This is a genomic window from Chloroflexota bacterium, from assembly GCA_016197225.1.
Taxonomy (GTDB): domain Bacteria; phylum Chloroflexota; class Anaerolineae; order Anaerolineales; family VGOW01; genus VGOW01.
In genome coordinates this window covers 24,261-45,913 of record JACPWC010000048.1, presented here as the reverse complement: position 1 = coordinate 45,913, position 21,653 = coordinate 24,261, and the positions used below count along the sequence as shown (strand labels likewise).

Annotated in this window: 19 protein-coding genes; 10 read left to right on the top strand and 9 right to left on the bottom strand. The window is 59.9% G+C overall.

Annotation, left to right across the window (positions count from 1 at the left end):
• Positions 1–15 precede the first annotated feature (15 nt).
• The 3 genes from HYZ49_08080 (at position 16) to HYZ49_08070 (ending at position 2,915) form a co-directional block, all read left to right on the top strand.
• On the top strand, positions 16–1,074 hold the full coding sequence (locus HYZ49_08080) for an ABC transporter ATP-binding protein (protein ID MBI3242235.1): 1,059 nt from the start codon (positions 16–18) through the stop codon (positions 1,072–1,074).
• Positions 1,075–1,156: 82 nt separating this feature from the next.
• Positions 1,157–2,092 carry an ABC transporter permease gene (locus HYZ49_08075; protein MBI3242234.1) on the top strand — a complete coding sequence of 312 codons (936 nt, stop codon included), beginning with the start codon at positions 1,157–1,159 and terminating at the stop codon, positions 2,090–2,092.
• Positions 2,082–2,915 (top strand): ABC transporter permease, encoded by an 834-nt coding sequence (locus tag HYZ49_08070; protein ID MBI3242233.1) that lies wholly within the window; start codon positions 2,082–2,084, stop codon positions 2,913–2,915. The genes HYZ49_08075 and HYZ49_08070 overlap by 11 nt, the downstream gene beginning before the upstream one ends.
• Before the next feature lie 46 nt (positions 2,916–2,961).
• Here the strand turns inward: HYZ49_08070 and HYZ49_08065 are convergent, their stop codons facing one another.
• Complete coding sequence (locus tag HYZ49_08065; protein ID MBI3242232.1) at positions 2,962–3,366, bottom strand: hypothetical protein; 405 nt, start codon at positions 3,364–3,366, stop codon at positions 2,962–2,964.
• Entirely contained in the window at positions 3,363–3,692 is a 330-nt protein-coding gene (locus tag HYZ49_08060) for a DUF433 domain-containing protein (protein ID MBI3242231.1), read from the bottom strand. Before HYZ49_08060 ends, HYZ49_08065 begins: the two co-directional genes overlap by 4 nt.
• 53 nt (positions 3,693–3,745) lie before the next feature.
• Between HYZ49_08060 and HYZ49_08055 the strand changes: the two genes are divergently transcribed.
• The 4 genes from HYZ49_08055 to HYZ49_08040 all read left to right on the top strand — a co-directional run bounded on the left by HYZ49_08055 (position 3,746) and on the right by HYZ49_08040 (position 9,266).
• Positions 3,746–5,929 (top strand): aldehyde ferredoxin oxidoreductase family protein, encoded by a 2,184-nt coding sequence (locus HYZ49_08055; protein ID MBI3242230.1) that lies wholly within the window; start codon positions 3,746–3,748, stop codon positions 5,927–5,929.
• A gap of 48 nt (positions 5,930–5,977) precedes the next feature.
• The gene (locus HYZ49_08050; protein MBI3242229.1) at positions 5,978–7,435 is read left to right on the top strand and encodes an aldehyde dehydrogenase family protein; all 1,458 of its coding nucleotides are present in this window, start codon (positions 5,978–5,980) and stop codon (positions 7,433–7,435) included.
• A gap of 157 nt (positions 7,436–7,592) precedes the next feature.
• Positions 7,593–7,985, top strand: coding sequence for a nucleotidyltransferase domain-containing protein (locus HYZ49_08045; protein MBI3242228.1), 393 nt, complete (start codon positions 7,593–7,595; stop codon positions 7,983–7,985).
• A gap of 84 nt (positions 7,986–8,069) precedes the next feature.
• On the top strand, positions 8,070–9,266 hold the full coding sequence (locus HYZ49_08040) for a M28 family peptidase (GenBank protein ID MBI3242227.1): 1,197 nt from the start codon (positions 8,070–8,072) through the stop codon (positions 9,264–9,266).
• A 79-nt stretch (positions 9,267–9,345) separates the two neighbouring features.
• Here the strand turns inward: HYZ49_08040 and HYZ49_08035 are convergent, their stop codons facing one another.
• From HYZ49_08035 to HYZ49_08020, 4 genes are all read right to left on the bottom strand, one after another.
• On the bottom strand, positions 9,346–11,262 hold the full coding sequence (locus HYZ49_08035; GenBank protein MBI3242226.1) for an APC family permease: 1,917 nt from the start codon (positions 11,260–11,262) through the stop codon (positions 9,346–9,348).
• Positions 11,263–11,306: 44 nt separating this feature from the next.
• Positions 11,307–12,023 carry a hypothetical protein gene (locus HYZ49_08030; GenBank protein MBI3242225.1) on the bottom strand — a complete coding sequence of 239 codons (717 nt, stop codon included), beginning with the start codon at positions 12,021–12,023 and terminating at the stop codon, positions 11,307–11,309.
• Between the two features lie 164 nt (positions 12,024–12,187).
• Positions 12,188–12,886, bottom strand: a complete 699-nt coding sequence (locus tag HYZ49_08025) for a response regulator transcription factor (GenBank protein ID MBI3242224.1) — start codon at positions 12,884–12,886, stop codon at positions 12,188–12,190.
• Complete coding sequence (locus HYZ49_08020; GenBank protein ID MBI3242223.1) at positions 12,883–14,346, bottom strand: DUF4118 domain-containing protein; 1,464 nt, start codon at positions 14,344–14,346, stop codon at positions 12,883–12,885. Before HYZ49_08020 ends, HYZ49_08025 begins: the two co-directional genes overlap by 4 nt.
• Before the next feature lie 321 nt (positions 14,347–14,667).
• On the opposite strand from HYZ49_08020, the gene HYZ49_08015 reads away from it, so the two are divergent.
• On the top strand, positions 14,668–15,981 hold the full coding sequence (locus tag HYZ49_08015; GenBank protein ID MBI3242222.1) for an aspartate aminotransferase family protein: 1,314 nt from the start codon (positions 14,668–14,670) through the stop codon (positions 15,979–15,981).
• A gap of 120 nt (positions 15,982–16,101) precedes the next feature.
• Here HYZ49_08015 and HYZ49_08010 read toward each other — a convergent pair whose 3' ends face one another.
• A complete protein-coding gene (locus HYZ49_08010) occupies positions 16,102–16,875 on the bottom strand; it encodes an alpha/beta fold hydrolase (protein MBI3242221.1) in 774 nt (257 codons plus the stop codon).
• A gap of 74 nt (positions 16,876–16,949) precedes the next feature.
• Positions 16,950–17,708: a DUF429 domain-containing protein gene (locus HYZ49_08005; protein MBI3242220.1), complete on the bottom strand. Its 759-nt coding sequence runs from the start codon at positions 17,706–17,708 to the stop codon at positions 16,950–16,952.
• Between the two features lie 85 nt (positions 17,709–17,793).
• On the opposite strand from HYZ49_08005, the gene HYZ49_08000 reads away from it, so the two are divergent.
• Together HYZ49_08000 and HYZ49_07995 are read left to right on the top strand one after the other, a co-directional pair.
• A complete protein-coding gene (locus HYZ49_08000) occupies positions 17,794–18,498 on the top strand; it encodes a hypothetical protein (protein ID MBI3242219.1) in 705 nt (234 codons plus the stop codon).
• Positions 18,499–18,703: 205 nt separating this feature from the next.
• The gene (locus HYZ49_07995; protein MBI3242218.1) at positions 18,704–19,900 is read left to right on the top strand and encodes a LysM peptidoglycan-binding domain-containing protein; all 1,197 of its coding nucleotides are present in this window, start codon (positions 18,704–18,706) and stop codon (positions 19,898–19,900) included.
• A 64-nt stretch (positions 19,901–19,964) separates the two neighbouring features.
• On the opposite strand, the gene HYZ49_07990 is transcribed toward HYZ49_07995, so the two are convergent.
• Positions 19,965–21,590: an alpha-glucosidase gene (locus tag HYZ49_07990; protein ID MBI3242217.1), complete on the bottom strand. Its 1,626-nt coding sequence runs from the start codon at positions 21,588–21,590 to the stop codon at positions 19,965–19,967.
• Positions 21,591–21,653 lie beyond the last annotated feature (63 nt).

The following is a 21,653-nucleotide window of genomic DNA, read 5'->3' as shown; positions in this document are numbered from 1 at the left end:
TTCGTCCAACTCCGTGTGACTGTTTCAAACCTTTCTTCCATTCCCGCCGTCCGTTTCATCAACGTCAGCCGCCATTTTGGCGAGGTGCGCGCCGTTGACGGCCTCAACCTCGATATTCTCGACGGTGAATTTTTCTCCATGCTTGGCCCGTCCGGCTCCGGCAAGACCACCTGCCTGCGCCTGATCGCCGGCTTTGAACTGCCCACTTCGGGCCGCGTTGAACTGCACGGCCAGGAGGTGACCGACCTGCCGCCTTACGAGCGGGACGTGAACACCGTCTTTCAGGACTACGCCCTCTTTCCGCACATGAGCGTCGGCGAAAATGTTGCTTACGGCCTCATGATCAAAAATGTGCCTAAAGCGGAGCGCGAGCGGCGGGTGGACGAAATGCTCGAACTGGTTCGACTGCCCGGCCTGGCGAAACGCCGGCCTTCGCAACTTTCTGGCGGCCAGCGCCAGCGGGTGGCCCTGGCCCGCGCCCTCATCAACCACCCCCGGGTGCTCCTGCTCGACGAGCCGCTCGGCGCGCTCGACCTGAAACTGCGCCAGCAAATGCAAATCGAACTCAAGGCCATCCAAAAACAAGTCGGCGTCACCTTCGTCTTTGTCACCCACGATCAGGAAGAAGCCCTGACGATGAGCGACCGGCTGGCCGTGTTCAATCGCGGCAAAGTCGAACAAATCGGGTCGCCCGCCGATGTGTATGAGCGGCCGGCCACCGCCTTCGTGGCCGGGTTCGTCGGCATCTCCAACCTCATCAACGGGCAAACCGCCAGGGCCATCACCGGCTCGGCCAGCACCTTCTCCATCCGGCCAGAAAAGATTCACATTCGTGACGTGAATGCGACGGCGTCGGAGAATGAGTGCGCCACGCCGGGCCGCATTCGCGATGTTGTGTATCTGGGAATGCACACCCGCTATCTGGTTGAAATGGAGGGTGGTGGTGAGTTAACGGTCGTTGAGCAGAACCTGCACGCGACCTCGATGGACGTGCTGGCCGCCCGTGGCCGCCCGGTGAAGCTGGTGTGGGAGCGTGCCCACAACCGGCCGGTGAGTGTGGAGATTAGAGATTAGAGAATTGGAGATTGGAGATTAGAGGTTGGAAATCAGCATCCGGCGTCCAACTTCCAACATCCAACTTCCAGCTTCTAAACTCATGGCAACGACTCCCGCATCTCAAAACGATCTCTGGCGGCAACTTTCTACCTTTTTCTACCGCCGCCCTGTCTTATCCCTCATCTTTTTATTAGCGCCGCCTTTAGTCTGGCTGGGCGTGGTCTATCTCGGCTCGCTCTTCGCCCTCGTCGTCCAAAGTTTCTATCACCTCGACGGCTTCACCGGCCTCGTCATCCGCGAGTTCACGCTTGCCACCTACGCCGAATTATTCACCCCGGCCAACTTCGATGTCACCCTGCGCACCGCCGGCATGGCCGCCACTGTGACCGTCGCCGCGGCGATCATCGCCTTCCCGCTAGCCTACTACATAGCCCGCTACGCAACCGGGCAAACCAAAGCCTTCCTCTACCTGGCCGTCCTGCTTCCGTTGTGGTCGAGCTACCTCATCCGGGTTTATGCCTGGAAGCTGATTTTGGCTAAAGAAGGGATCATTAGCTGGCTCGTCACCCAAGTGGGCCTGCAGGGGGCGCTGGACTGGGTGCTCGGTCTGCCCGTCATCGGCGGCCCGTCCCTGTCGGTGTCGGCCCTGGGCATGTTTCTGGTCTTCGTCTACGTCTGGCTTCCTTACATGATCCTGCCCATCCAGGCCGCGCTGGAGCGCGTGCCAAAGTCGTTGATCGAGGCGGCGGGAGACCTGGGGGCGCGGCCCGGCGAAACCTTCCGCACCGTGATTCTGCCCCTAGCCTTTCCGGGGGTGGTCGCCGGTTCCATCTTCACCTTTTCGCTCACCCTGGGCGACTTTATCATCCCAGGCGCAATCGGCAACTCCAGTTACTTTATCGGCCAGGTGGTGTTAGTACAACAAGGAACAGCGGGCAACATTCCGCTGGCCGCCGCCTTCACCGTCATTCCAATGGTCATCATGGGCATCTATCTCGTCATTGCCAGAAAGCTGGGGGCCTTCGATGCGCTCTAAACTCAACACGGCTTCGTGGGGCCTCAAAGCCGCCGCAGTGGGGGCGCTGGTCTTTCTGAACTTCCCCATCCTCATCATCGCCCTCTACGCCTTCACCACCGACGAGACTACCTTCAGCTTTCCGCCACCCGGCCTCACCCCCGCCTGGTTTGGCGTGGCCTGGACCCGGCTGATGGACGGATGCACCTCCTTCCTGAATTGCGACACCGAGCTTTGGAAGGCGCTCTCGCTCTCGTTTCAGGTGGCGGCCTCGGCCACCGGCCTGGCCCTGGTGATGGGGAGCCTCACGGCCCTGGCCGTCCACCGCAGTAAATTCTTTGGCCGCGAAACCATCTCGTTTCTGGTCATCCTGCCCATTGCCTTGCCGGGCATCGTCACCGGCATTGCCCTGCGCTCGGCCCTGAGCCTGATGGACATTCCCTTCAGCTATTTCACCATCGTGGTCGGCCACGCCACCTTTTGCATCGTCACTGTCTACAACAACGTCATCGCCCGCCTGCGCCGCACCGGCTTTTCGCAAATCGAGGCCTCGATGGACCTGGGAGCCAACACCTTCCAAACCTTCCGCTACATTCTTCTGCCCACCATTGCCACCGCCCTGCTGGCCGGGGGCATGCTGGCCTTCGCCCTGTCGTTCGACGAAGTCATTGTCACCACCTTCACCGCCGGGCAACAAGCCACCCTGCCTATCTGGATTTTCAGCCAACTGGTGAGGCCGCGCGACCGGCCCGTGACCAACGTCGTGGCCCTGTTGGTCGTCAGCCTCACCGCCATTCCCATTCTGCTGGCCCACCGGCTGACGACTCGCGATTCGTTCAATTAAAACTTTGACTCGACGGTGTGTAATCTTGTAAAATGGCCTTGACATGCTATCCGGGCCACAAGAATGATTGGATCTTCCGATCCGATTCGTAGTATTCGATGTAGTTGGGAGAGAGGCGGACCACCTTCGCCATTCTCAGAGCTTTGGTTTTGAAGCCGGGCAGGCGGAGCAACCGTTGCAAAAAGGTGGGGACTTCGCGGATGCGCTCTTTGGGCAAAGCAACTGCCACAACACAGTAGGCGTTGTGAGGCTGAACTTTCTTCCAGAAATCGGCGGTGTTGATTGTGACGAAAGTAGGCCGAGCGGCCTTGCGGAGTAAAGCGGGAATAGCCTCGTCCTTGATGAGGGAGCCAGGGCGCAACGTCGTAACTGACACGACCTGCCCGTGATACCAGCCAGCAATTGCCGTCATCAGCCGCTGGTCATGCAGGTTCTCGTCAACGACGATCATGACACTGGCTGTAAAACTTTCGCAAAGCGAACGAGGGCTTTGTCGGCCAGGCGAATTGCTTCTGATACGGCTTCCGGGGTGAGCCGGCTACGCGAATAGGCCCGGACGACCTGTTCAACCGTTTCGCCTGCGGCGATTAGGGATAAAATAATGCTCACTTCCAAGCGTGTATATTTGAAAGTCGGTCGCCCACCACACACGCCCGGCGCGGCCACGACGTGCTTGCCAAGCGGGTAGTATTCATAAGATTCATCCCTGTACACTTCTCGCACAAGTTTTTTCTTTGAGTTTTTAGGATTAGTTGATCTTGTTTTAGTCGGTTTCACCGCCGTTGCCTTTCTGCTACAGCTAAACCAATTATACGTCACGGAGGAACTATATGCCTAACGGATACAACCAAAAGATTCTGCACGTCAACCTCACCACCGGCCAACTGACGGTTGAGAGACCATCCGAAGGTTTCTACCGCAAGTACCTCGGCGGCTCGGCCATGGGAATGTACTACATCCTGCGTGACCTGAAGCCCGGCGCCGACCCGCTCGGCCCCGACAACGTCCTCACCCTCATGCTCTCGGCCCTCACCGGCGCGCCCATCTCCGGCCAGAGCCGCATGACCGCTAACGCGAAATCGCCTTTAGTGGACGGGATCGGCGACTCGCAGTGTGGCGGCTTCTTCCCCGCCGAGATGAAGTTTGCCGGGTTTGATGGCATCGTCGCCAAAGGCAAATCCGAAAAGCCGGTTTACCTGTGGTTGCACGACGGCCAGGCCGAACTGCGCGACGCCTCGCATCTGTGGGGCAAAACGACCTCCGAAGTGGACGACCTGCTGAAGAAGGAACTGGGCGACAGCAAAGTTGAAATTGCCCAGTGCGGCCCGTCGGGCGAAAAGCTCTCGCCGCTGGCCGCCATCATCAACATGGCCAACCGGGCCAACGGGCGCACCGGCCTGGGCGCGGTGATGGGGAGCAAGAATCTCAAAGCCGTCGTCGCGCGCGGCAAGAGCAAACGCCTGCCAACTGCCAACCCCAAAGCCATCAACGAACTGGCCAAGGCCGGCGCGGGTGGCCTCGAAAGCAACGCCGACGTGCTCGGCCTCAAGATGCACGGCACGGCCTCGGTGCTCTCCTTCCAGAACTCCATCGGCACCCTGCCCACTTACAACTACAATGCCGGCCAATTTGAAGGCTTCGAGCCGATCTCCGGCGAAGTGATGACTGAAACCATCCTCAAAGAGCGCGACACCTGCTACGCCTGCACCGTCAACTGCAAGCGCGTCGTCGAAACCGAGTTCAATGGCCGCAAAGTGGAGCCGCGCTCCGGCGGCCCCGAATATGAAACCCTCTCCACCTTCGGCTCGTACTGCGGCGTCAGCGACCTGCACGCCGTCTCCTACGCCAACAAAGTCTGCAACGAGTACGGCCTCGACACCATCGGCGCGGGCGCGACCGTGGCCTGGGCCATGGAGTGCTACGAGAACGGCGTGCTCACCGAAGCCGAAGTCGGCTTCCCGCTCAAGTTCGGCGACGCCGAAGCCATGGTCAAAGCCACCGAAATGCTGGCCAAGCGCGAAGGCTTTGGCAACGTGCTGGCCCTCGGCTCGCGCCAGGCCGCCGACAAACTGGAGAAGGGCCACGACTACCTCATCACCGTCAAGGGCGCTGAGGCTCCGGCCCACATGCCACAGGCCAAGCGCAGTCTCGGTTTGATCTATGCCGTCCTGCCCTTCGGCGCGGATCATCAATCTTCGGAACACGACCCGATGATCGAAGAAGGCGCGTCCGATCTCTACCTGGGCCGCCTCAAAATGTTGGGCTTTGATCACACCCTCGCTCCGCGCTCGTTCGACGACGAGAAGGTGCGCTTCGCCATGAAGACCCAGCACTTCTACTCCTTCCTCGACTCGGCTGACCTGTGCCAGTTTGTGTGGGGCCCGGCCTGGACGCTCTACGGCCCGCAAGAGTCGGTCGAGCTTATTCAAAACGTGACCGGCTGGAACGACTTTTCGTTGGACGAATTGATGGCCGTCGGCGAACGCCGCCTCAACATGATGCGCGCCTTCAACGCTCGCGAAGGCATTGACCGCAAAGCAGACAAACTGCCGAAGAAATTCTATAAAGCCCTGCAGGGCGAAGGCCCAACCGCAGGCGTAGCTCTCACGGAGGATGAAATGAACAAAGCACAGGACGCGTATTATGAGATGTCCGGTTGGGACAAAACCACCGGCAACCCGACTGAAGCCACGCTGAACCGGCTGGGACTCGGTTGGGTGATGATGGCCGAAGGCCAGAACGGCGACGAGACGGCCATGCCGTCCGGCGGCGAGCCGATGTCGGCCCCCATGCCGACGATGCCCGATCCGGCTCCAATGCCAATGGCCGAGCCGATGCCCGCCGCCCCGGCCAGGAAGCGAGCCGCGCCCAGGAAGAAAGTTGCCAAGAAGAAAGTTGCGGCTAAGAAGAAGCCAGCCGCCAAGAAGAAAGCCGCGCCCAAGAAGAAGGCGGCAACAAAGAAGAAGGCCGCCAAAAAGCCGGCCAAGAAAAAGGCGGCCAAGAAGAAGAAATAAAATTTGATATGTAGGGGCGCGGTGACCGCGCCCCTACAAAATTATGCAATGTCCGATCTCAACGCCTTCCTCGAGCGCGAACACAAACTGTTCATCAACGGTGAATGGGCCGCTTCGCGCGGCGGCTCGCGTTTTGCCACGTTGAACCCGGCCACCGGCCAGCAACTTGCCACCGTCGTTCAAGCCGACGAGTCGGATGTTGACCAGGCGGTGCAGGCGGCGCGTGCCGCGCAACCCGGCTGGGCCAACATGCCGCCCGCCAAACGCGCCCAGATCATCTACAAGCTCGGCGAGTTGATCTCGGCGGAGCGCGACGAACTGGCCCGGCTCGAAACGATGGACAACGGCAAGCCGCTGTTCGAGAGTAGTCGCGGCGACCTGCCGCTGGTTGCCGAGCATTTTCGTTACTACGCCGGTTGGGTGACAAAATATGGCGGCCAAACCGTGCCGGTGTCCACGCCGGGGATTTTGAATTACACCTTGCGCGAACCGGTCGGCGTGGTCGGCGCGATCGTGCCCTGGAACTTTCCTCTGCTGATCGCCAGTTGGAAAGTGGCCCCGGCCCTGGCGATGGGCAATGTTGTCGTCCTCAAACCTGCCGAACAGACTCCGCTCACCGCTCTGCGATTGGCCGAACTCGCCATTGAAGCCGGCCTGCCGCCGGGCGTGCTGAATGTATTGACCGGCGACGGGCGAACCGGCGCGGCCATCGTGGCTCACAACGGCGTGGATAAGATCAGCTTCACCGGCTCGACCGAAGTGGGCAAGAAGATCGTAGCCGCTTCAGTGAGCAACCTCAAGCGGGTGACGCTCGAACTCGGCGGCAAGAGCGCCAACATCATCTTCGCCGACGCCAACCTCAAGCGGGCCGTGCGCGGCGTGACGGCTGGCATTTTCTACAATCAGGGCGAGCTTTGCACGGCGGGCAGTCGTGCCCTGGTTGAGCGGAGTATCTTCGATCAGTTTCAGGCCATGCTCGTCGAGGCGGCGCAGAAAACGAAAGTGGGTGACGGGCTGGCCGAGGGCACGCAGATGGGGCCGCTGGTGAGCGAAGAACAGTTGGAGCGCGTGCTGGGCTACGTGGAAAAGGGGAAGGCCGAGGGCGGAACCCTGGTGACGGGCGGGAGCCGGTTGGACCGGCCCGGTTTCTTCCTCTCCCCGACCGTGTTCAACACCGAGAACCAGGAGTCGGCCATCGTCCGCGAAGAAATCTTCGGCCCGGTTGCCACGCTCATTCCATTTGACTCAGAAGAGCAGGCCATTGCCATCGCCAACAACTCAAACTACGGTTTGGCCGGCGGGGTGTGGACGGAGAACCTGGGCCGGGCGCATCGCGTCGCCGCCGCCATTCGCGCCGGCACGATCTGGATCAACACCTACAACAACTTCGACCCGGCCAGCCCGTTCGGCGGCTACAAGCAGAGCGGCTGGGGCCGCGAGATGGGGCCGGAGGCGCTGGACTTGTATACGGAAGTGAAGAGTGTGTGGGTGAACACGAAGCAATGAACAATGAAGAATGAGACAATGAACAATGGGGCTGCGATTTGTTGATTGTCTCATTGTTCATTTCGTTCTATACTCGCGGCATGGCTACGCTTCGCGTCCGGGCCGCGTTTTGTTTCATGATTCGGTTATACAATCTGCGTTAGGGTAAAATACATATATGACCCCGACAGACCTGGCTCCTTACCGCGCCTTCTGGCGCAAACTGGCAAAGGCCGAACTTACGCCCGAAATGCGGGCCGCCGCCGAGAAAGCGCGCGCCGAAGCCAAACGCCTCGCCCAAATTCTGGCCGACGAGTACAGCGTCGAGCGGGTGTATCTCTTCGGCTCGTTCGCCTGGGGTAAGGTGATCCGGCCCGATTCGGATATTGATCTGGCGGTGGAGGGGTTGCCGCCGCGTCAGTTCTTAAAAGCCTATGGTCGGCTTGAAATAGCGACGCAATACGCATTTGATTTAGTGCCACTGGAAAACGCCTCGCCCAGGTTGCGCGAACAGATTCTGAAGTTGGGAATGTTGGTGTATGACTCTTCATCCAAACAAGGCGCTGGCTGAGGCGTTACGCAACGAGATCAAAAGCCTGCTTTGGCCGTGACTACGATCAATTCTCCAATCTCTAATCTCTAATCTCCAACTCCTATGTCCGACACCGCCCTCAAACACGTAGACTACCTCACCAACACCATCGGCCCGCGCGGGAGCACCACACCGGAAGAGAAGAAGGCCCACGAATACTGCAAGGCCACCCTTGAACAGTTGGGCTACGAAGCGCACTGGGAAGAATACAACTCGGCCACTTCGGGCTGGCTTCCGTTCGCGTTGGCATTCGGCATGATGGCCCTGGCCGTCGTCATTTATTATTTCACCGGGCGCTCACCCAACACTTCGATGGGCGCATTGGCGGCTTCGATCATCGGCCTCATCGCCGTCAGCTCCTTCTTCTTGCAAGTTCTTAAATACGACAACCCGGTGCGCTGGTTCCTGCCGGTAGCAAAAAGCCAGAACGTGTGGACTGTCGCCAAACCAACGGGCGAAGTCAAAAAACGCGTCGTCATCACCGGCCACGTGGACACACACCGCACGGCGCTGGCAATGCAGTCGGTGGGGCTGTGGCAAGTTTTTCAGGTGCTTACCAATTTGGCCGGCGTGGTCAACGTCGTTCTGCTAGCCCTGTTCGTCTACGGCATCTTCAATCCTGATCCGCTTCTGCGCGACATTGCGCTCTACGTCTCGGTGATACTCGTCGCCGGCTTGGTATTCACGATCCAGCCGGACACCACGCCCTTCGTCAAAGGCGGCAACGACAACGCTACCGGGGCCGCCGCCGTGCTGGCTCTGGCCGAACGACTCAAGCGCGAACCGCTGGCGAACACCGAAGTCTTTTTAGTCAACACCGGCTGTGAGGAAGTTCATCACTACGGCCTGGCCGACTGGATCAAGCGTCACGCCGAGGCCGACGCGCCCGGGGCCAGTTACCTGGTGCTCGACAACATCGGCGGCAAAAACTCGGAACTGAATTATGTGATCGAAGAAACGCTGATGTTCCCGCAAAAGTCCGACGCAGGCCTGATCCAGATCGCCGAAACCGTCGCCAAAGAAAACGCCGACCTGCCCGCCAAACCTTTTGTCTATCGCGGCCTGGACTCAGAGCTTTCCACCTGTGTTCGCTACGGGCAAAAGGCGCTCGGCCTGCTGAACTTCGACCCGCAGACCAAGATGCCGCCCTACTTCCACACTGCACGCGACGACTTCGACAACGTGGACCCCGAACTGCTGGACAAGTCGGAGCGGTTTGCCTGGGCGATTATGCAGAAGATAGACTCGCAGGCCGGGTAAGTCGGGTGGCAGGCGAATTTAAAATAACAGCGAGCCAGGGTCGTGGTAGCCCGGCTCGCTGTTTTGATTCGGCAGCGTGTTAGCGGTCTTCGCCGACGTGGTACGGCACTTCGGTGATGATGATGTTGTGCAGGCCCAGCAGACCGAATCGCAAAAGCAGAGCCGTTTGCATGTGCAGAAGGTTGTGCCATTGCCTGGAAGGGACAAACTCCGGCACGATGATGGTCAACACTTCGCTTGACTGGCGCTGGGCGGCAACGCTCTGGATGTATTCGAGCAACGGCTCAACCAACAACCGGTATGGCGACTGAATGACGTGCAACCGGACGCCGTCGCCCCACCTTTCCCATTTGGCCCGAATCTTCTCCTCTTCGGCGGGGTCGGTGGCAACGTGAACGACGGTGACGTCGTCGGAGACGGCGCGGGCGTAGCGCAAAGCCTGTAGCGTGCCGCGATGGATGCCGCTGACGGGAACGATCACCCGGTGGCGGCGGATGCGAGGCGGCGCGCCAAACGAGTCCAGCGAGAGATCGGCGGCCAGGTCTTTGTAGTGATGATGGATACGGAAGAAAATGAACACCAGAGTCGGGATGAGCAGGACGACGATCCAGGCCCCGGAGGTGAATTTGGTGACGGCAAAGACGATCATCACCACGAACGTAGCCACTGCGCCAAAGGCGTTGATAGCGATCTTGATCTTCCACTTGGGATCGTAACGCAGGACGGAGCCTAGTTGCGTCCATTCTTCGCCGGGCTTGAGTTTACTGCACCGCCACCAGCGCACGGCCATGCCGGTCTGCGAGAGGGTGAACGACATGAAGACGCCGATGGCATACAGCGGGATGAGGGCGGTCGTCTGCGCGCCAAAGAGGACGATCAGGAGCGACGCAAAGCAAGCCAGGGTGACGATGCCGTAGGTAAACACGAGACGGCTCCCTTTATAGGTCAACTGCTTCGGCAGGAAACCGTCACCCGCGTGGAGAGCGGCCAGGCGGGGGAAATCGGCGTAGGCGGTGTTGGCGGCCATGATCAAGATCAGCGTCGTGCCGGCGAGCAGAATCAGATAGAGCGGGTGGCCGTTGCCATAGATTGCCCGGCCTAGTTGAGAAAAGATGGTTTCGGTATGCGATGGAAGCGCGCCAATCTGTCCGGCTAGAAAGGTCATGCTGAAAAAGATGACCGAGAGAATTGCCGTCATGGCGATGAGGGTCGCTCCGGCGTTCCGGCTGCGCGGATTTTTGAAAGCCGTAATGCCGTTGCTAATAGCCTCCACGCCGGTGAGGGCCGTGCAGCCGCTGGAGAAGGCTTTGAGGATGAGGAACAGGCCGAGGGCTTGAATTTCCTCGTGGTGCATGGCCTCGACGCCAGTGACCGGGGCCAGCGTGCCAGTGAAATACCGGAAGAAGCCGACGGCAATGGTGAAACCCGCCATGCCCAGGAAGAAATAGGTCGGGATCGAAAACGCCAGGCCCGACTCCTTCACACCGCGCAGATTGATGAGGGTCATGATGAGAATCATTCCCAGGGCAACCCAGACCCGATAAGGGTAAAGTTCGGGAAAGGCAGAAGTAATTTGGGCGACGCCCGACGAGATGGAAACGGCAACGGTGAGGATGTAGTCGGTGAGCAGGGCGGCCCCGGCAGTTTGGGCCGGGCCTTCGCCCAGATTGTCGCGAGCCACAATGTAAGCGCCGCCGCCGTTCGGGTAAGCATGAATCGTCTGCTCGTAGGAGATAGTCACAATGACGAGCAAGATGATGATGGCAATGGCGACAGACAGGGAAAGGGTTAGGGCGGCGGCGCCTGCCGCAAACAACACGATCAAAATTTCGTCAGTGGCGTAAGCGGTGGACGAGAGGGCGTCCGAAGCGAACACGGCCAGCCCGATCTTTTTGCTGATGGTCTGATGCGGCGCGTCGGCGGTGTTCAGGCGCGGGCCGATGAGCAAGCGTTTGAATGATTCGAAAGGTGACTGTTTGATGGTGATTGAGGACATGAAAATTGCCTTTGGTTGTACAGATTAGACCCGGCGGGTCTTTGCTAGTTGATAAGAAAATGCCAGGCACCGATCAGGCTGTATTCGATCAGCACCGAGGCCGACATGAGGATGATGGAGGCGGTTCCTCTCGTCATCTGGTGAATCAGAATTTGAAGGGCGGTGAAGCCAAAGAGAATGAGGAAAGGAACAGCGCCGGCAATGAGGCGCGAGGCCGGATTGACGTGATCGGGAGGCAGGTGGGGATAGAAATCGGTCAGCACGCACACCGATTCGTTTAGCTCTCTGGCGATCCAGTGGCTGAGCGGTTTGCGCCGCATTCCCCATTGGGCAAGGTGTTGCTCGGCGTGGCAGACAATCAGGTCGCTGTAGCGATGAATACTGCGAAGAGCCTGGAGCCAATCTGCGCCAATCTCGAGTTTGATTTCGACGTGGACGGTTTTGTCGCGGGCGAGGGCGGCCAAAGTTGCCAGGCGGCGACGGGCGCGCGGCCCGGAACCGGCATTCCTGCTGAGGCCGAGCAGTAAAACGCTGAGTTCCCGGCGCGAGGCCATTGACCATATTTGCCGCGCAAGTAGGGACTCGTCGGTGTCGGCGTCGGGAATGAGGATGACGAGGCGGCGCACTGTCGGCGCAAAACGGCTCGTGGGAGAAAGCAGTGTCGCGGCGGCCTGGGGCGTGGCGAGCGATGTTGAGTCGAGGGATGCCGGGCGGAGTTGCGCCGGCGCAGGCCGGGCGGCGACGGGTGGGGCGTGATTCATTAGCCTCAAGACTACGTGCGCCAGATAAATTGGCAGGAAAAATTCCGGCCAATTGCATAAAGGACAAATAAAAACGCCCCGTTTCGGGGCGATTCTAAGAGTCTATCCGAAAGACCCTTAGGGTCTTTCGGGTTATTCAGATAGGCACTAAAGGAGATGGCCGTTCACTCTTCAATCATAAACCGGTAGCCTACGCCCGGCTCGGTGAGGAGATAATGTGGCTGGCGCGGATCGTCTTCAAGCTTTTTGCGTAGTTGGCGCATGTACACCCGCAGGTATTCAACTGAATCGACTTCCGCCGGGTCCCACACGTGGGCCAGGATGCTCTGGTGGGTGAGAACACGGCCGGCGTTGGCGGCCAGGTAAGCCAGTAGTCTAAATTCGGTGGCGGTCAGTTTGATCTCAACTTCATTGAGTGTCACAACGTGACCGGCGAGATCGATCACCAGACTACCCGATTTGACTACCGTCGTTCCGGTTTTGCTCTGTATCCGGGCCGAGTGCCGGAGCGCGACTCTCAATCGGGCCAGGAGTTCTTCAATGCCAAAAGGCTTGGTGAGGTAGTCGTCGGCGCCTTTGTCGAGCGCGGCCACTTTGTCGCGTTCACTCTCACGGGCCGAGAGCACAATGATCGGTGTCAGCGTCCACTCGCGCAGGCGGGCGCAGACTTCAGTGCCGTCAATATCGGGCAGGCCCAGGTCGAGGATAATCACGTCCGGCGGATTGGCCGCGGCCAGGGCCAGGCCTTCTTCGCCCCGGCTGGCGGTGCTCACCCGAAAATGCTTTTCGGTGAGAATGGTGCGCAGAGCGCGAAGGATTTGCGACTCGTCATCAATGACCAGGATGTGTGGCTGGGCGCTCATGCTGAGTCGGTTTCCACCGGGAGGGAAGGCGGCGGCATGCCATCAAGTGTAAGAGGCAGGGTAAAGTTGAAGGCAAAGCGGTCGGGCAGATTCTCGGCCCAGATTCGGCCCCCGTGCGCTTCAACAATGCCTTTGCAAATCGAGAGTCCCAGGCCTGTGCCGGTGATGCGGTCGGCGGCGGTGACGCGATAGAACTTGTCGAAGATGCGCTCGAGATGCTCGGGCGGAACCGGCGGGCTTTCGTTGCTCACCTGAACCCGGACGGTGTTTTCACCGTCCGGGCGCGCCTGAATGCTGACGGTCGTTCCTGCCGGCGCATATTTGAGGCTGTTGCTGATCAGGTTGGTGAACACTTGCTCCATCTGCACGTAATCCACCGGTGCCCAGGGCAAATCTTCCGGCATATCAATTTCCAGCCGGTGATTCCGGGCGGCATCGTGCATCCGGCCAATGACGCCGCCGATGATCTCGGCCAGGATATTCCACTCGCGTCTGGGTTTGAGCGCGCCCGATTCGATGCGCGACATGTCGAGCAGGTTGCCGACGAGCCGGTTCATCAGATCAACTTCTTCGTCAATTGCGCCCAGCAGATCCGTCCGGGCCAGCGACTCCCAGGCCACGTCGCCGCTACGCAGACTCGTGGCGGCGGCCTTGATCGTAGCCAGGGGCGTCCGCAACTCATGGGACACCGACGACAAGAGCGAAGACTTCAGTCGATCACTTTCCTCTAATACTTTCGCCCGTGTTTCTGCCTGAGCCAGGCTAGCGCGTTCGACGGCCAGCGCGCCCTGGTTGGCAAAAGCGTGCAGCAGCCGCTCATTGGCCTGACTCAGGGTTTGGATGTGATACAGGCGAATCTCACCTACGTGGCCACGAGGTGTCGCCAGTGGGATGACCCGATCCGGCTTGTTGCCCGACAAGTCTGCCCCGGCGGGCCAGGCACGTGTCACCGGCAAGGCGCTTTCAGAAGGTTGGACGACAATTTCCGCTGACGCTGAGTGAAGGACTTCGCGCAGATGTTCGCCCAGAGTGCGGGCAATCTCGTCGTTTTCGCGGAGGCCGGTTAGCGCCGTGCTCAACGCATAAAGGTGCGTCGCTTCGCGTTCGCGGGCCTGGGCCACCGCCCGGCTCGATTGGGCACGCCCCACCAGCTGGCTGATGGTGACGGCGACGATGAAGAAGACAATGAGGGCCAGCACATCTTGCGTATGGTGAACGCCGAAGGTGTACAACGGCTCAATGAAGAAATAGTTGAATGCCAGAAATGCGCTGAAGGCCGCCGTCAGCCCCGGCCAAAGTCCCCAGACGGCGCTGACCCCAACCGGCAGCAGAAAGAAGAGAGCAATGATGGGCGTGCTGAGGCCGTCGCGCAAAAGGTGTAAGACACCTGTGGTGGCGGCAATGGCCAGGACGGCCAGAACGTAAAACAACAGTGAAGACAGGTGAAAGCGGCGAGTCATGATATGTAACGAGGCCTATCATACGCCGCAACAATGTGACCGTCAAACGCCGGCTTTGCATTTTGGCTTTTAGTGTGATTCTGGTAGAATCCGGTCTATCTTTCCCGACCTGGGCGGCCCCTGACGGCCAGCCTTTAATCCGAGCATGCCATCTTGTTAGCCCTCTTTGGCAGTCCCTTCGTTCACCGCGACTTCGCTCGCAAGAAGTGGACTACCGGCGACGCTTGAGTTTCTCCCCCGGGCAGTGTCCGCCACTGCCAGCCTCTCTGTTCGGCTCGCAATCAGTTCAATCAAAAATAACAAGAGACAAGGGACAAAACCATGAATCGCCCATACGCTCAAACCCGCTCAACCTTTCAAAAAGCCCGCCAGGTGATGCCGTTCGGCGTCAGCTCCAACTTCCGCTACAACGGCGACGACACCTTTGTCGCCAAACGCGCCGAGGGCGCTTACATCTGGGACATGGACGACAACCGGTACATTGACTACCGGCTGGCCTTCGGCCCGATCATCCTCGGCCACGCCGACAAGCGCGTCACCAGCCGCATCATCGCCGCGCTGGAAAACGGCAACCTTTACGCTCACACTCATCCGCTCGAAATTGACGTGGCCGAGCGCATGATCCGCATGTGCCCCGGCGTGGAGAAAGTGCGTTTTGCCAACTCCGGCACCGAAGCCACCATGCACGCCCTGCGCATCGCCCGCGCCTACACCAACCGCGAAAAGATCATCAAGTTCGAGGGCGGCTACCACGGCTTCTATGATTACGTCCTGTGGTCAACCGCTAACATGCCTGCCGGGTCGGGCGGCTCGCCGCGAAGCCCCGTCCAGGTTCCGCAAAGTTCCGGCATGCCCAGCCCCACCCGCGATTTAATCCTCATCACCCGCTTCAACGACTTCGAAGGGCTGGAGCGGTTGATGAAAGACAACGCCCACCAGGTGGCGGCCATGCTTGTGGAACCGATGCTGGGCAATGTAGCCGGGCTGATGCCCGAACCGGGCTTCATCGAACACATCCGCAACCTGTGTACAAAATACGGCGTGGTGATGATCATGGATGAAGTGAAGACCGGCTTTCGCATTGCCAAAGGCGGCGCAGGGGAATACTTCGGGGTCAAGGCCGATTTGTACACCTTCGCCAAAAGCCTGGCCAACGGCTACCCGCTGGCCGCCATTGGCGGCTCGAACGAAGTGATGGGCGTGATCGCGCCCGGCCAGGTGGCTCAGGGCGGCACCTACTGCGGCAACGCCGTCGGCACGGCGGCGGCCTCGGCTACGCTCGAAATCCTCGAAACGACCGACGCGCTGGACACGGTGGCCCAGCGGGGCAAGCGCCTCATGCAGGGCATGGGCGAGGTGCTCACCGAGGCTGGAATCCCTCACGCCGTTCTCGGCCACCCGGCTATGTTCGGTTTGCTGTTGGAGCCGAAAGTGGAGAAGCCCAGAGAGTTTCGCGACGTGATAGGGAGCAACCTGGAACTCTTTGAGGAGGTTGCCCTGCATATGCTCGACCTGGGGGTGGATATGGAACTCGATCCGCGTGAGCCGTTCTTCATGTGCGAAGCGCATTCAGAGAAGGATGTTGAGGAGACGCTCAACAAGTTCAACGACGCGGTGAAGAAGGCGAAACACTAAGAAAAATCCCAAACACCAAATCCCAAAGCGGCCAGCCTGTACAGGCTGGCCGCTTTGGTTGGACAACGGATTTAACGAATGAGAACGGATTACATCAGTCAGGTAAATCCGTGTAATCCACTAAATCCGTTGACCTGATAAGAAGCCAAGCAAAATCTCGTTGAACTTCTCCGACTGGTCAATCGGCGTGGCGTGGCCGGAGTCGGGGATGATGACCAGTTCGGCGTGGGGCAGGCCGCGATGCATTTCCTTCTTCACGGCCAGCGAGACGGTAAGGTCGCGATCTCCGGCGACGATGAGGGTCGGGCACTTGACGCGATGAAGGCGCGGCAGAGCGTTGAAGTTGAGGCAGGCTCTCAGCGTGGCCCGATACGGCCCTTTGGGGTTGCTGGCGATTCGTTGAACGGTGAGACGGCGAATTTCATCCTGCTCCGGTTTGGGGAACATGGCCCGGGCCACCGGCTCGGCCACGTCTTCCATTTTGCCAAAGTTCAGCGCCCACACCCGGCGGAGGAATCGCGCGAATCCATTCAGGCCCGCAGGCCGAATCTTGGCAAAGCTGTTGACGCAGACAAACGACCGGACTCGACTCGGGTGGGCAATCGCCATTTGTAAACCAATACAGCCGCCCATCGAGAGGCCGACGACGTGGGCCGCCTCGATTTTGAGATCGTCCAATAGTTCGATCACGTCATCAGCCATTTGCGGAATGCTGTACGGCCCGGGCGGCTTGGCGCTTTGGCCGTGGCCGCGCGCGTCGAGGGTGAGCACACGGTAGCGCGGCGCGAGCGCGGGCAATTGCAGAACCCAGTCGTCGCCCGACGACCCCATGCCGTGAAGCAGGAGGACGGTTTCAGAGTGAGTTGGGGAGTGGAGGGTGTAGTGAAGCTTCATAAAACCCCAAAACCCCAACTTCCAAAATCCCAAATCCACAACGTTGGGATTTTGGGGTTTTGGAATTTGGGATTTTATTCGTAGTGCGCTTTCAATTCTGCGGTTGGCACCACTATTTGCCCATCTGCCGGGTCGCCGACGAGGGCGATCTCGTTGGGCTTGGTGTGGGCGTAAAAGGCGGTGAGGGCCGAGGCCAGAGCGTCGAGTTGATCGTGGGTGCGCAGGCCGTTGAAGTTGAGCGTGCCGCGCAAAAGGTGGTGACGGGTGATCTCTTCGAGGATGTCCATCGAGTCGGGCAGGTGCAGGCCTTCTTCGCAAAGCAACAACTGGCGTTGCAGACGGCCTTCGAGCGTGTCTTTGCGATAAGGCACGTGGCCGAGCCGGACGGTGAATGTGGCATGCGGGTGAACTTCAAACAGTTGGCGGAGCGCGGTCGAGTCGGGCGCGAAGGTTTCAAAGCCCTGCTCGCGCAGAAGTTCGTATAGCTTCCAGCCGGCCTGCATCCAGGTCGGGGCGTTTTCCACCTCGCCGGGCGTGCTGTAGAGTTTGATGTTGCGGCGGCGAAGCTCATATTCGCACACGCGATACTGTGACCAGGTTTTGCTTTTGGCCGAGAGGTCGTAGCGGGCGCGGACTTCGGGCTGGGCCATCAGCCCCCGGTTGGGCATGAGGGGCGCGTCCACGGCGCAGAGCACCTCGGGGTAAGACGAAAGCAACTCCGGCAAATCGGCGGCTAACCCTTCGCCCTCGGCCAGGATGTTGAGCCTACCGTCGAGGATGGCGTAGTTGAGGGGGCGGCGTCCGGCGGTGGGATCGATTCCCAAGTAAACCATGGTTAGAAGTATATCCCCTTTGGCGATAACGGGAAACTGGTTTATACTTTTGCCAGCGTCGGCCAAAGGTTCAGGCATGCCTGGCATGAACTTACTCCACGAACTCAGTTGCGTCAACTGCGGCGCCGTCATTCGGGTGATGGCGATGCGCGGCTCGGTGGTGTCGTGCGACTACTGCCACACCAGCTTTCGCATTCCAACCTCCATCACACCCGAACCTGACCTGGGCGACCTGCTGTTGGGCGCCGACTTTCGCGACCCGGCCATGCCCGGCTGGCTGATGCTCAACAAAGACAAGCTGGAGTTTCGCCCCGGCACCCCGGCCGAGGTCTGGGCCACCTTGCCCGCCTCCGACCGTATCCATCCCATCATTCGCACCCCCGGCCTGTTCGATGACTTTGACGTGAGCGTTTCGGTGCGCTTCGTGAGAGGCTCTTACGATCACGTCAGCGCCGGGCTGGAAGTGCGCTCCGGCGACGACGGCGATTACGTCGTCCGCATTTCGACGCAAGGGACGTTCAACCTGGGCTGGCATCGCAAGACGGACTGGGGCGGGGCCATCGTCAACTGGACGGAGCACCCGGCTCTGCGCCCGCGCCTGGGTGAACCCAACCGCCTGCGGGTGATGATGCGCCACGACCAGCTCCGAATTTATTTCAACGGCGTGCTCGCCACCTCACTCCACGACTCCAAGTTCCGCTCCGGCGTCATCCGCCTCGTGGCCTCTCCCTCGGTTCACGAAACGCTTGTCATCGCCTTCTCTGATTTGCAGTTGCGCGACGTCAAATAATTTTCTCGGCAGTACACTGCCGCCAACCCTCGCACCCACCGAAACACCCGCGCCGCCCAGCGTTACGGCATGGTCCTGTAGGCGACTTTGAGAAAGTCCTGCGTGTAGCCCCTTTTGGCCTTGTGCTGTATATTTCCCGGTGCTATAGTCGGGGCGCACTTTATAGACACTGGCTCCTCGCTCGACGAGGGAATGGAGGCTATTTATGAAAGCACGCGCAATAGTGTTCGTCATCAGTGGTTTGGGGTTGGCTGCCATGCTGGCCTTGTCGTGGGTGGCTGGCGGCGCAACGGCGCAAGCCGCCCAGCTTGAAAAGGCAACCGCCGTCAGCGGTGAATTGATCACCGTGACCGTCAAATCGGGGGAGAGTCTGGCGACTTATGCCAATCGCTTCGGGGTGAGCGGCTCTGCTTTACTGGCCGTGAATGATTTGGACAACGCCGACGTGATCCTCCCCGGCCAGATCATCGTCATTCCCGTCATCAAAACATTCACCCCCAGCCTGACCACACCGTTCTACTACACCGTCCAGCCGGGTGATACGCTCTTTTCCATTGGCGCAAAGTTTGAACTGCCGTTCGACGTGATCGGCGCCGCCAACGGTCTCGCCGATTCAACCGTCACTGCCGGCAAGACGATCCTGATCCCTGCCGGGCCGCACGTTCACATTGTGGCGAAAGGCGAAAACCTGGAGACGGTCGCCCTGCGCTACAACGTGACACTGGCGTTCATGCAAAAGGCCAACCCCAGCGTCACCAACCCGTCCCAACTTTTTATCGGCCAACTGATTCACATTCCCATTATGTACGGCGCGAAGCCATTGCCGATTCCAACCGGGACGCCTGCCCCGGCCAGCACGGCCACGCCCACACCAACAGCCGCCGGCACGGTTGTGGCCGGCAACTTCATCACTGTGGTGGCCCAGGAGGGCGACAGCCTGCCGGTTTACGTCCGGCGTTACGGCATTTCGGCCTCGGCCATTCTCAATGTCAACGCCGAACTGCGGTTGAACCCCGACGATATCTTCCCCGGCGACGTGATCGTCATTCCGATCACCGTCTCTTTCACCCCCAGCCTGAGCACGCCGTTCTTCTACACCGTGGCTCCGGGCGACACTGCGCTTTCAATCGCCGCGAAGTTTGAGGTGTCGGTTGATACGCTCATCCTGGCCAACCCTAAGTCGTCGTTTGCGGCTGGGGCGACGATCCTGGTTCCAGCCGGGCCGCATGTGTATATCGTCAAAGCCGGTGACACGCTGGAAACAGTGGCCTCGAGATACCTGGTCACCACTGACGCCCTTCTCAACGCCAATCCGGCCATCGCCAACATTGGCTTCCTCTTCGTTGGCCAGAAGATCACCATTCCAACCCAGTTTGGCGCCGTGCCGATTCCGTTTCCGTAAAGCGAACAGATCAACAAAAAAGCGCCCGGCCAGTTTGCTGGCCGGGCGCTTTTGTTTGATCGGCCTAACGAGACGCCAACTCAAACAGGCTGGCCTCGAACGGCGCTAACGTGATCTCGCTGACTCCAGGGTCGCCGCCGATGTGAGTGGAAAGGACGCGCCGCCATTTGCCCGCCGGAACCGGCGCTGTGGTGTGATGGCCGAAGAAGTTGAGAGCTACCAGCATGGTTTGCTCTTCAGTCTCGCGCAGGTAAGTCATGGCGTTCACGGGCCGCTCGGCCAGCAGGCGGTAGCGCCCCCGCCGCAAGGCCGGCGACTGGCGCCGCAGGCGAAGCAGGGCGCGATAAAAATTCAGGACGGAGTGCGGATCGGTCTTTTGCGCGGCCACGTTGAGGGTTTTATACGACGGCCCAACCGGCAACCACGGCTTGCCGCTGGTGAACCCGGCGTTGGGCGAGTCATCCCACTGCATCGGCGTGCGCGCCGAGTCGCGATCAAAAAAAGGCCAGTACTTCTTGCTGGGCGGGTCCACCAAATCTTTGCGGGCCAGGCGCGGGCTGGGCATGCCCAGTTCTTCGCCGTAGTAAAGAAACGGCGTGCCGCGCAGGGTGAGCAGGAGCGTCGCCGCTACTTTGGCCCGGGCCAGGGCAAAGGGGCCGCCGCCGTGCCGGGTGACATGGCGCGGGTTGTCGTGGTTGCTCAGGACGTAACATGGCCACTTGTCGCCGTCCGGCCCGAGCGCGGCGTCCCACTTCATAATGGATTGTTGAAAGGCGCGCGGCAGCCACGGCTGATGGGTGAATTCAAAATTGAAAGCCATGTGAAGCTGATCGCGGCCCAGATAGCCGGCGATGGCCTGCGGGTCCTGGTTCTCAAAAATTTCGCCCACCGAGCCGCGCGTCGGGTATGAATCGAGCAGGCGGCGGAACTCGCTGTAGATGTCGTGCAATTCCGGCTGGTCGTAATCGTAAATGTGCTTCTGCCGGAACCAGGGTAAGACAATGCGCGGGTCGAGGCTGAACCGTTCCGGGTTGTCGCGGAATTGGGCATCCTTGAAGTAGGCGTTCACCACGTCGAGCCGGAAGCCGTCCACGCCCCGCTCGAGCCAGAACCGGATCATGTTCATCATGGCCGCTCTGGCTTCGGGGTTGCGCCAGTTAAAGTCGGGTTGCTCTTTGAGAAAGATGTGGAAGTAGAATTGCCCTCGCGTCTCGTCCCACTCCCAGCCGGAGCCGCCGAACATCGAAGCCCAGTTGTTGGGCGGCCTGGGGCCGTTCCCGCCCGGCGCTTTGTCGCGCCAGATGTACCAGTCGGCTTTGGGGTTGTCGCGCGAGGAGCGCGACTCTTTGAACCAGGGATGCTCGGACGAGGTGTGGTTGATGACCAGGTCCATCATCACCTTCAACCCGCGCCGGTGCGCTTCGGCGATCAGCGTGTCGTAGTCGGCCCGCGCGCCGAAGATCGGGTCAATGTCTTCGTAATCGGCAATGTCGTAGCCGAAGTCGTGCATGGGCGAGACGTTGATGGGCGAAAGCCAGAGCGCGTCCACGCCCAGGTCGGCAATGTAGTCGAGGCGCGAGATGAGGCCGGGCAGGTCGCCGATGCCATCGCCGTTCGAGTCCATGAAACTGCGCGGGTAAATTTGGTAGATGACGCCGTCGCGCCACCACAAAAAATCAGGCTGGGTCATAATGCAAGCTCTTCGATGATGCGTTGGGTGATGGCCGATGATAACACAATCGAAGTCGTCGTC